Source organism: Flammeovirga pectinis, assembly GCF_003970675.1.
GTDB lineage: Bacteria > Bacteroidota > Bacteroidia > Cytophagales > Flammeovirgaceae > Flammeovirga > Flammeovirga pectinis.
Genome location: NZ_CP034562.1, coordinates 5,197,075 through 5,207,776 on the forward strand (window position 1 = coordinate 5,197,075; position 10,702 = coordinate 5,207,776).

The 10,702-nt window shown below is 33.0% G+C and carries 6 protein-coding genes; 5 read left to right on the plus strand and 1 reads right to left on the minus strand.

The genetic code is table 11. The features are described from left to right. Positions 1-18: 18 nt before the first annotated feature. Positions 19-480 (minus strand): hypothetical protein, encoded by a 462-nt coding sequence (locus EI427_RS20570; protein WP_126618274.1) that lies wholly within the window; start codon positions 478-480, stop codon positions 19-21. Between the two features lie 285 nt (positions 481-765). Between EI427_RS20570 and gpmI the strand changes: the two genes are divergently transcribed. The 5 genes from gpmI to EI427_RS20595 all read left to right on the plus strand — a co-directional run bounded on the left by gpmI (position 766) and on the right by EI427_RS20595 (position 10,685). Next, positions 766-2,289 (plus strand): 2,3-bisphosphoglycerate-independent phosphoglycerate mutase, encoded by a 1,524-nt coding sequence (gene gpmI, locus EI427_RS20575; RefSeq protein ID WP_126618276.1) that lies wholly within the window; start codon positions 766-768, stop codon positions 2,287-2,289. Positions 2,290-2,448: 159 nt separating this feature from the next. Continuing rightward, a complete protein-coding gene (locus tag EI427_RS20580; protein ID WP_126618278.1) occupies positions 2,449-3,219 on the plus strand; it encodes a ParA family protein in 771 nt (256 codons plus the stop codon). 189 nt (positions 3,220-3,408) lie between these two features. Then, entirely contained in the window at positions 3,409-9,681 is a 6,273-nt protein-coding gene (locus tag EI427_RS20585; protein ID WP_126618280.1) for a methyl-accepting chemotaxis protein, read from the plus strand. A gap of 74 nt (positions 9,682-9,755) precedes the next feature. Further along, entirely contained in the window at positions 9,756-10,304 is a 549-nt protein-coding gene (locus EI427_RS20590; protein ID WP_126618282.1) for a chemotaxis protein CheW, read from the plus strand. Positions 10,305-10,325: 21 nt separating this feature from the next. Beyond that, positions 10,326-10,685 carry a response regulator gene (locus tag EI427_RS20595; protein WP_126618284.1) on the plus strand — a complete coding sequence of 120 codons (360 nt, stop codon included), beginning with the start codon at positions 10,326-10,328 and terminating at the stop codon, positions 10,683-10,685. Positions 10,686-10,702 lie beyond the last annotated feature (17 nt).

A 10,702-nucleotide genomic window follows, 5' to 3' on the forward strand; every position in this document is an offset into this window, starting at 1 on the left:
ACAATAATTGTGCTTAAGTTATAATTTTGATCCTTCTAAATAGAATATTTCCGTTCCAGATATATTATATGATAAACTTATTCTGCCATTATCATTAATAGAGCCAGATAAGTTTGCATTAGAATTACTACTGAAAGTTTTTGATAAGCTAAACATTTTATTTTCAGCATTTCCTTCAACTAATACATCTTGGTATGTAGTATTCAAGAAATTTTGAGAAGAACTACCAAAAGAAACAGAGATATCGTTTACAATAACTTGTATGTCTACAATTCTACTGTCTTTTTCTGTAATAATAATTTCATCTCCTAGTTGAGTTGCACTAATTGTAGTTTGCCCTTGACTAGTTTTTGCGGAAATTTGATCAATTCGATAAGACCCTTCTACAATTGTTGCTGTATTAGAAAGATCAGTGTTTTCACATGATATAAATGCTAATAGTGAGATAGTGCAAAGTAATAAATTAAGTTTTTGCTTCATGACGATGGGATTAAGTTCAATGTTGGGGCAATGCCTTTGTATCTTTAAGTTAATAAATATTTATGACAAAAATATTGTACTATAAGAAGAATCTTTTGATAATTGATTTCGTTTAATATAAAGTATGGAGGATAAGAATTAAAAATATAATTATCAGATGTATCAGCAATAAAAATGATCTTACCGATAGTGTGATGAATGTCATTTATAGAACTGATATCTAACTGTATATTTGTCATCATTCAAATTTATACCAAACCAAGTAGGTAAAAATTATCAAAAGTTATGAACAAGAAAACAATCTTAATGATCTTAGATGGATGGGGAATTGGTCCTGATCCTAAAGTTTCAGCAATCGCTCAAGCTAATACTCCTTTTGTAGATTCATTATACACAAAATATAAGCATAGTAAATTAGAGGCATCTGGTTTAGCAGTTGGTCTTCCTGAAGGTCAAATGGGTAACTCAGAAGTTGGACACATGAATTTGGGTGCTGGTAGAGTTGTTTACCAAATGTTGGTAAGAATTAACCAAGCTGTTCAAGATGGTTCAATTGCTGACATCGAAGAATTACAAAATGCATTCTCTTATGCTAAAGAGAACAATAAAAAAGTTCACTTTATGGGTTTAGTGTCTAATGGAGGTGTTCACTCTCATATTGGTCACTTAAAAGGGTTGCTTTCTGCAGCAAATGCAGCAGAACTAGGTAAAGAGCAAGTATTTGTTCATGCATTTACAGATGGACGTGACTGTGATCCTATGTCTGGTAAAGGTTTTATCCAAGATGTTGAACAACACATGGAAAAAACTACTGGTCAAATAGCATCAGTTGTTGGTCGTTACAATGCAATGGATAGAGATAACCGTTGGGAAAGAGTAGCAAAAGCATACAAGGTAATGGTTAATGCAGAAGGTAAAGAAGTTTCTTCTATTACTGATGCTATCCAAGAATCTTATGATAACAATGTAACAGATGAATTTATCGAGCCATTAGTAAATACTGTGGATGGTAAGCCTGTTGCAAAAATTGAAGAAGGTGATGTAGTTCTTTGTTTCAACTTCCGTACGGATAGAGGTAGAGAAATTTCATTAGCTTTAACTCAAAAAGATTACCCTGAAGAAGGTCTTAAAAAATTAGATATAAAATACCTTACAATGACAATGTATGATGAAACATACAAAAATGTAGGTGTTTTATTCCATAAAGATAACTTAAAACAAACTTTAGGTGAAGTTTTAGAAAGTGCAGGTAAGAAGCAAATCAGAATTGCTGAAACTGAAAAGTATCCTCACGTAACATTCTTCTTCTCTGGTGGTCGTGAAACTGAATTTGACGGTGAAACTAGATTACTAGCTCCATCTCCAAAAGTAGCTACTTATGATCTGCAACCAGATATGAGTGCTTATGATATTAAGGATAAAATTATTCCTGAACTTCAAAAAGGTGATGCAGACTTTGTTTGTTTAAACTTTGCTAATGCTGATATGGTTGGTCATACAGGTGTTTTTGAAGCAGCAGTAGCAGCTTGTGAAGCTGTAGATTCTTGTGCAAAGGCTGTAGTTGAAGCTGGTTTAGAAAATGGATATTCATCGATCGTAATTGCCGATCATGGTAATTCTGATGTTATGAAAAACCCTGATGGTTCTCCAAACACTGCACATACAACTAACCTTGTACCTTGTATTTTCGTTGATCCTGACTTTGATGGTGAAATTAAAGACGGTAAACTAGGTGATATTGCACCAACAGTATTAAAAATTGTAGGAGTAGATAAACCAGAAGAAATGACAGGAAATTGTCTAATCTAAATTTTAGATAAAATATATATTAAGGTCGCTTTCTTTGAAATACAAGAAAGCGACCTTTTTTTGGTTCTATATATAAGGAATGAAAATTTTGTTTAGATCATTCAGAGAATCATTATATATTTGATCATACATTAACTACTTTTTACATCAAAAAAAGATATGAAAGACCGTCAAGCGAAGGTTATTGCAATTGTAAATCAGAAAGGAGGAACCGGAAAAACTACTACTACTACTAATTTAGGAGTAGCATTAGGGAAGTTGGGGAATAAAGTTCTTTTAATAGATATGGATGCTCAAGGAAATATGACATTTCATTTTGGGGTTCAGAATGATTACACAAAGTCAATGGCAAATGTTTTGACAGAAGGTGTGAAAATTAAGAATATTACCATTGAAAGAGAAAAAATTGATATTGCACCTTCTGATGTATCATTAGCAGATGCAGAACTATCAATGGTTAATGTAGAAGGAAGAGAATTTATTTTAAAAACTGCTGTAGATAAGGTTAGGGACAGGTACGACTATATATTAATTGATTGTGCTCCTGCTTTATCAATTTTAAGTATAAATGCCTTAACAGCTGCAGATCATATTCTTATACCGTTACAAATGGAAGTATTGAGTATGCAAGGTTTATCGCAAATTTTAGAAACTGTATTCCAAATAAAAGAAAGCTTAAACGATAAACTTACTATTCTAGGTATTTTGCCTGTTATGTTTGATAAAAGAAGAACAGTAACACACGAAATATACAATCATATAAAAGAGAATTTTGGTATTAGAGTTCTTGAAAATAATATAGGTATTGATGTAAGGTTAGTAGAAGCTCCATCGTTCGGTCAATCCGTATTTGAATACTCACCTTTGTCTGTTGGAGCAATGTCTTACATGCGTGTAGCAAGAGAATTATTATCTATTATACCTAAATAATATGATTTTTTAAGAACTTTTATAAACATTCTCATACAAACAAACTCACTAGCAATATTGTTTTAAAAAAGTCGTAATTTATTTAAGAAAGTTAGCTATTACTCATTTAATGCTCAGTATTATCAACTGAGTTTTGTATCTGCAACTCATTGTTTATTACCCTATTATACCCGAAACTATCATTTAAAAATGGCACTAGGAGACAATATTAAGAAAGACCGTCTTTTAAGTAAAGACGATTCTTCTGCTGGTAACGAAAGGTTTAAAAAAATTGCAAACGAAGATTGTAAAGACCTTAAAATCGAAGTACAACGACTAAGAGAAAAATCAAAAGCACTAGATAAAACCGTACTGGTTGTTGAAACACAGCTCGATGGAACAATTTTATCTTGTAATACTATTTTTGCTGATACTCTTGGTTATTCACCTCAAGATTTATTAAACCAACCTTTAGCTAAGTTGTTATCTCCGGATACACCCAAAAATTTTGCTGAAAGTGTATTTTCAATTATAGAAAAAGGAGAAACGTTCTCAGGAACTACTCAAAACATTACTAAAGGTGGTAAAACAGCTTGGTTAGATGTAACAATATCTCCTGTGTATGATGAGAATAACAAACTGTACAAGTATTTAATGCTTGGTTTAGATGTTACAGAGACTACTCAAAAGGAACAAGAGTTTTCGAATATCCAAAGTGAGTTAGATTCTAGAATTAATATATTTAATACAGCGGCTTTAGTATCAGAAACAGACTTATATGGTACAATTACTTTTGCAAACGAGACCTTTGCAAAATTATCTGGCTATACTCCAGCAGAATTAATAGGAAAACCTCATAGTATTGTTCGTCACCCAGCAAATCCAAAGTCGTTATTTAAAGAATTATGGGATAAAGTACAAAATGGACAGATGTTCCAAGGTACTTATAGAAATCAAGCAAGAGATGGTAGCCATTATTGGGTACAAGCGACAATTGCACCGGTTTTAGATAAAGATGGAAAACCAATTAAATATATTGGTGTACGTTTCGATGTAACACATCAAATAGATCAAGAAAAAGAAATGGCCGCTATTCAGGAAGTTAATTCTGAATCAAACGGTATTTTAGTTTTGGATGCTGATGAAAAAATTATTGAAGTTAACCCGCTACTACTTTCAATGTTAGGGTACACTGAAAATGATTTAATTGGAAAAAATCACTCAGTAATATTACCGAATGAATCTGATCACTTAAAAGTTGATCAAAATAGAAAAGAGAGTTTATCTAGAGGACAGTTTGTTAAAGATACTTTTAAAAGAGTTGACGCGAGAGGTAATGTTAAATGGTTAGAAGGTACTTACAGTGTAGTAAAAGACTATGATGGTAATATCACTAAAACAATAGGTTACCTACAAGACGTAACGGAAAGACGTTTAGCAAATGCCGATAATAGAGGTAAAGTTGCAGCAATAGATGCTTCTTATATGCGTGTAGAGTTTGATCTTGATAAGAACATTCTAGACTGTAATGATATTTTTGCTAATGTGGTAGGTTTTTCTAGAGATGAACTTATTGGTATCAGTCATAAAAAACTTGTAGATCCGATCTATGCTAATTCTCAAGAATATGAAGGCTTTTGGAATAAATTAAAGAATGGTGAGTCTGATAAGAATGTCTATAAAAGGGTAGGCAAAGAAGGAAATGTAATTTGGTTACAAGCAACGTATAATCCTGTTAGAGATCATGATGGGAATATTTATAAAATTGTAAAAATTGCTGAAGATGTAACGGAACGACGCTTAGTAAATGCCGATAATAGAGGTAAAGTTGCAGCAATTGATGTTTCGTACATGCGTGTTGAATTTGACCTTGATAGACACATTATTGATTGTAATGATTTATTTGTTGATGCTGTAGGGTTTTCTAGAGAACAATTGATTGGTATGGATCATATTAATCTTGTTGAAGAGGAATATGGCAGATCGCAAGAATATAAAAACTTTTGGAATAATCTTAAAAATGGAGAGTTTGACAAGAACGTCTATAAAAGGATTGTAAATGGAGGAAAAGAAGTTTGGTTACAGGCAACTTATAATCCCGTAAGAGACCATGAGGGCAATATTTATAAAGTGGTAAAAATTGCTGAAGATGTAACAGAACGTAGATTAAATAACTCTGAAAATAGAGCAAAATTAAGTGCTATATCAGATGTACAAGCTGTAGTAGAACTAGACTTAAATGGTAATGTTTTAGAATGTAATAAGGTTTTTGCTGATTTAATGGGGTATACTCAAGAAGAATTAGCAGGAAATCATCACAGTAAATTAGTAGAAAAAGCATATGGGTCTTCTGTTGAATATAAACGTTTTTGGGAGAAATTAAATCAAGGAGTCCATGATGAGGGTGTTTATAGACGAGTAGCCAAAGATGGAAAATTAGTTTGGCTTCAGGCTACATATAATCCAATTTTTGATTTAAACGGTACGGTATATAAAGTAGTTAAATATGCTACTGATATAACAGAGCAGATAGAAACTCAACGAAGGTCAGATGCATTAAAGAATGAGTTAGAATCTAGAGTGAATGCCTTTAACTCTGCGGCTTTAATGTCAGAAACAGATTTAAATGGTACAATTACCTTTGTAAACGATACATTCGCTGAATTATCAGGTTATACAAAAGAAGAGTTAATAGGGCAACCCCATAGTATAGTTCGTCACCCTTCAACTCCAAAAGAAGTATTTAAAGAACTTTGGGAGACTATTCAAGCAGGTAAGGTATTTAAAGTAAAATATCGTAATCTTAAGAAAAATGGAGGTTATTATTGGGTGGATGCAACATTAGCTCCAATCTTAGATGCCGAAGGTAAACCAATTAAATACATTGGTATTCGTTTCGATATCACGGAACAAATGGATCAGCAGACAGAAAAAGATGGTGTTGATGAGGCATTATCTAAATCAACTGGTGTACTAGAACTCTCAATGTCAGGAGAAGTATTATCTGCAAATGATACAATATTAGAAGCTTTAGGTTACAACGAAGGTGAGTTAATAGGCTTACATCATGATAGCCTATTGTCTGGTGATCAAGAAGTAATTAGTCAAAACAATGAGTTATGGTCTAAACTTGCTAAAGGGCAGTTTAATGTAGATTCTTACAAACGAAAAACTAAGTTAGGAAAAGATGTTTGGCTAGAGGGATCATATAATCCAATTCAAGATTATGACGGAAACTACGTTAAGATAGTTGTTTACCTACAAGATATTACGCAACGTCGTTTAAATAACTCAGAAAACAGAGCGAAAATAAAAGCAATTGGTGATGTACAAGCAGTTGTAGAATTTGATTTAAATGGAAATATTACAGAATGTAATGAGCTTTTTGTAGAAACAACAGGCTATTCTAAAAATGAATTAGTTGGAACGCACCATAGAAATTTAGTTGAAGAAAGTTATGCTAAATCAATTGAATATGAACGTTTCTGGGAGAAATTAAATCAAGGAGTTCATGATGAAGGAGTATATAGAAGAGTAACTAAAGAAGGTAAAGTAATATGGTTACAAGCAACCTATAACCCAATCTTTGATTTAAATAATAAAGCTTTCAAAGTAGTTAAATACGCTACGGATATTACAGATCAGGTAGAAACACAACGAAGATCGGATGCGTTAAAAAATGAATTAGAATCTAGAGTGAATGCCTTTAACTCTGCGGCTTTAATGTCAGAAACAGATTTACACGGTAACATTACTTTTGTAAACGATACATTTGCTGAATTATCAGGTTATACTAAGAAAGAATTAATTGGTCAGCCTCACAATATAGTACGACATCCATCTACCCCAAAAGAAGTATTTAAGGAGCTTTGGGAAACCATTCAAGCAGGAAAAGTATTTAAAGTTAAGTATAGAAATTTAAAGAAAAACGGAGGATATTATTGGGTTGATGCCACACTAGCACCAATCTTAGATGCCGAGGGTAATCCTGTTAAATTTATTGGTATTCGTTTCGATATCACGGAACAGATGGACCAGCAGACAGAAAAAGATGGTGTAGATGCTGCAATCTCTAAATCATCTGGTGTAATGGAGTTAACAATGGATGCTCAAGTAACATCTATGAATGATACTCTTTTAGAAGTTCTTGGCTATAATGAAGGAGAAATATTAAATAACCCTCATGATGTTTTAGTTCCAGTAGATCAAGATAGTGTAATTAGAAATAAAGAACTTTGGGCTAAAGTACAGAAAGGACAATATGTTGTAGATTCTTTCAAAAGGATAGCGAAAGATGGAAGAGAAGTTTGGCTAGAAGGATCATATAACCCAATTCAAGATTATGATGGGAACTATGTAAAAGTAGTTTCATATTTACAAGATATTACGGATCGTAGAATTCAAAATGCTGATAACCGTGGTAAAATTGCAGCAATTGACTCATCTTATATGCGTGTAGAGTTTGATCTTGATGCAAAAATTATTGACTGTAATGACATCTTTGCTGAAGCTACAGAATTCTCTAAAACAGAATTGATAGGAATGAAGCATATGAACTTGGTAGATAAAGCATATGCAGAATCACAAGAATATAAATCATTCTGGGACCATCTTCGTCAAGGTGATTTTGATAGAAATGTCTATAAAAGGTTTACAAAATCGGGCAAAGAAGTTTGGTTACAAGCAACATACAACCCGGTAAGAGACCATGATGGTAAATTCTATAAAATTGTAAAAATTGCCGAGGATGTAACACAACGTAGATTAGCCAACGCAGAAAATAGAGGTAAAATAAATGCCATCTTAAAAGCTCAAGGATCTGTAGAGTTTGATTTGCATGGTAATATCTTAGAAGCCAATGATAACTTCTTATCTCTTGTAGGTTACAGGTTAGATGAAATTAGAGGGAAGCACCATAGTATGTTTGTTGATTCAGAATATGCACATAGCTTTGAGTATAAGCAATTCTGGGAAAAACTAAGAAATGGAGAGTATGATGGTGGAGAATATAAACGTATAGGTAAAACAGGTAACGAAATATGGTTACAAGCTACTTATAATCCAATTGAAGACTCTGAAGGAAACATCTTTAAGATTGTAAAATATGCTACAGATGTAACAGAGTTTAAAACGGCCTATAATGCACTCTCTGATTTCTTAGAAGAGTTAGCAAAAGGTAATTTTGATGCAAAAATTGATATTGGAAATGTAAACTTAGATTCTGATATCGGTAAAATGATCAACAATAACAGATCATTGAGAGATAACTTGAAAACATTTATTGATGAAATAAATCGAGTTGTACAAATAGCTGGAGAACAAGGTAAATTAAGTGAACGTTTAGAAATTCAGGGCGCTCAAGGTGCTTGGAAAGATTTAGCTGATGCATTTAACGACTTGCTAATATCGATTTCAGAACCTCTATTAGAATTCCAAGAATTAACTAAAGGATTAGCACAAGGAGATTTATCAAAAAGATTTAGAGGGAAAGCGACTGGTGATATTGGCCAAATGGCAAATGGTCTTAACGAAGCCATTGATAGTTTGCAGTCATTACTTCTAGAAATTGAAGGAATGTCTAACACTGTGGCAGGGTCTTCTGAACAAATGAAAGATAAGTTCTCAATAATGGATACTTCTACAGGAACAGTAGTATCATCAATTCAGGAAATATCTTCTGGTATGTTAGAACAAGTAGCAAGAACAGATGAATCATCTCAATTAGTTGAAGACATTCTCTCTGCTGCAGAAGATACCGGTAATAAAGCACACGTCATTAACCGATCTGCAGAATCTGGTATGGAATCTTGTCAGAATGGTATGATGATTATAAAGCACCTTGTAGAAAATATGAATGCCATAGAAAATTCAGCAGGGTCAACATCAGAATCCATTGAGATTTTGGCAAAACGATCTGAAGAAATATCTAGAGCACTTACAGTAATTACAGACATTGCATCACAAACCAACTTATTAGCACTGAATGCAGCAATTGAGGCCGCAAGAGCAGGTGAAGCAGGTAGAGGTTTTGCAGTTGTAGCCGAAGAGATTCGTAAACTGGCAGAAGATTCAAGACAATCTGCAGGTGGTATTGAAAAAGTAATTCAAGATGTTCAGAAGGATGTTGGGTTAGCAACAAAAGCAATCGACAAAATGGAAGAGTCGGTAAAAGTTGGTAACGATGCAACAAAAGATGCCTCAGAAGTATTTAAAACAATTCTTGATTCTTCTGAAGAAACCTTGAAGTTATCTAAAGATGTACTTGAAGCTACAGATACTCAAAAAGGATCAATTGATTCGGTAGTTCAGAACATCGAAAAAATTGTGATTGTATCTGAAGATACTGCTGCAGGAACTAAGAATGTGGCTGGAGTTGCAGATGAAATGTCTACTTCTGTAAAAGAAATGGGTGAAACATCAGAACAATTAAACGAAGTGGCAGAACAGTTGAAAAACGGTGTCAATAAGTTTAAGTTAAAATAAAAGAAGAATAAATAGAGACGTAGTACTGCTACGTCTCTAATTTTAATACCCAAAACTAAAAATGCAAAATCACTATGAATCTGGAAGAACCAAGCAGCGAATCTTCAAATGAACAAAAAGTTTCTGCTGCTATAGAAATGACCCGTAGCGATGCTGACCAGGAAAAAAAGAGTAATATTATTGTTTTCCGTTTAGGAGAAGAGGAATACGGTTTAAGGATTGATCAAATTAAAGAAGTTGTGATTACTCCAAGAATTACCCAAATACCATTAACTCCATCTTATGTAAAAGGTGTAGCCAACATTAGAGGTAACATATTAGCAATAATTGATTTAGAAGATAAATTTGCTCTTAGAAATACTATGAGCGAAACAAGTGGTTACACCCTAGTTGTAGAAAGCCACGAATACAATATGGCCATTTTAGTAAAAGATGTTCCAAATACATTATCTGTTGCAGATACAGATATTGATTATACTCCAGCAGTTGTAACAGAAATGCATGGAGACCAAGATTACATAAATGGAATTATTAAACTAGATGACCGCCTAATCATATTGATCGATATCTTTAAAATCATTACAAAAGATGATCTTAAGACTGTTATTGGAACTAAAATATAATTAACTGAAAATTTATTACCCATGTCAAAAAAAGTTTTAATCGTAGATGATTCCCTATATATGCGATCTATAATTAAAGATGCATTGGAAGGTGTTGGTTACGAAGTTATTGGACAAGCCTCTAATGGAGTTGAAGCCATAGATTTAGCACTAGAATCTGAACCCGACCTTATTACTTTAGATAATATCTTACCTGATATGCTAGGGCTAGATATTTTAAAAACATTAAAAGAAGAAGAACTCACTTCTAAAATAATAATGATTAGTGCCGTTGGGCAACAATCTGTAGTAGATGAAGGAATGAACCTTGGTTTAGATAGTTACTTGGTAAAGCCTTTTACACCAGAACAACTTACAGAAGCAATAAATCAAATTATGTAATTATGTAGTTTTGCTAC

Bases quoted from the DNA above. Each gene is read 5' to 3' on its own strand.
- gpmI (WP_126618276.1), top strand. From the start codon at position 766: ATGAACAAGAAAACAATCTTAATGATCTTAGATGGATGGGGAATTGGT.
- EI427_RS20585 (WP_126618280.1), top strand. From the start codon at position 3,409: ATGGCACTAGGAGACAATATTAAGAAAGACCGTCTTTTAAGTAAAGAC.
- EI427_RS20580 (WP_126618278.1), top strand. From the start codon at position 2,449: ATGAAAGACCGTCAAGCGAAGGTTATTGCAATTGTAAATCAGAAAGGA.
- EI427_RS20590 (WP_126618282.1), top strand. From the start codon at position 9,756: ATGAATCTGGAAGAACCAAGCAGCGAATCTTCAAATGAACAAAAAGTT.
- EI427_RS20595 (WP_126618284.1), top strand. From the start codon at position 10,326: ATGTCAAAAAAAGTTTTAATCGTAGATGATTCCCTATATATGCGATCT.
- EI427_RS20570 (WP_126618274.1), bottom strand. From the start codon at position 480: ATGAAGCAAAAACTTAATTTATTACTTTGCACTATCTCACTATTAGCA.